The 687-nt window shown below is 40.9% G+C and carries 1 protein-coding gene and 1 pseudogene; both read right to left on the bottom strand.

Annotation, left to right across the window (positions count from 1 at the left end; genetic code table 11):
• Nucleotides 1–142: pseudogene (locus tag ABN217_RS19445) on the bottom strand (Tol-Pal system subunit TolQ); the annotation flags it as partial.
• Nucleotides 139–534: a tol-pal system-associated acyl-CoA thioesterase gene (gene ybgC / locus ABN217_RS19440; RefSeq protein ID WP_070925028.1), complete on the bottom strand. Its 396-nt coding sequence runs from the start codon at nt 532–534 to the stop codon at nt 139–141. The pseudogene ABN217_RS19445 and the gene ybgC, both read right to left, overlap by 4 nt.
• Nucleotides 535–687: the final 153 nt, after the last annotated feature.

The following is a 687-nucleotide window of genomic DNA, read 5'->3' as shown; positions in this document are numbered from 1 at the left end:
CTCGAGTGGCTGCATTGAGAATTTTGGTTCTTTGAATAATGATGGCCCATGAAGCAATAGAAAAGCCGATCAAAACGAACATAATGATCTGAACCAATAGGCTCGCTTTTAGGAATAAATCCAGGATATTCATGTCAGTCACTGTTTAAACTCCGCGACAATAGACTTAGGAAGCGCTGTTGGCTTCATTTTTGATGTGTCCACACAAGCTATCAGGGCCGTAGCCCCACAAAGCAGGTTACCTTGTGAATCAACCAACCTTTGTTGAAAGGTTAAAGAGGCACGTTTCATATCAACGATTTGTGTCTCAATTTCCAATAAATCATCCAGCCGAGCCGCTCTCACAAAATCAGTTGTCATACTTCGTACAACAAATCCGATATTCTCAGCCAGTAAGCTTTGTTGATTGATACCTTTATCCCGTAGCATTTCGGTCCTAGCTCGTTCAAAAAATGCCAAATAACGTGCATGATAAACCACTCCGCCCGCATCAGTATCTTCATAATAGACGCGAACAGGCCAACGAAATAACATAACAACCACCCCAATCCTAGGTTAAATTAATTAACCGTGCCACTATACTCAAGACGATGCCGCTTTGGAATGACTTGGGGGTAAAGTTATCAAAAAAAAATTATGGATCCGTAGATCCATAATCGACATTTTGGATTAACTGAAGACTTTTAC

Source organism: Proteus sp. fly-1067 (assembly GCF_040139345.1).
Classification (GTDB): domain Bacteria; phylum Pseudomonadota; class Gammaproteobacteria; order Enterobacterales; family Enterobacteriaceae; genus Proteus; species Proteus vulgaris_B.
Note: the sequence above shows the minus strand (reverse complement) of the source record. Positions and strands in the feature narration are given on the sequence as shown.

Excerpts from the sequence above, each read along its gene's own strand:
- ybgC (WP_070925028.1), bottom strand. The coding sequence starts at position 534 with ATGTTATTTCGTTGGCCTGTTCGCGTCTATTATGAAGATACTGATGCG.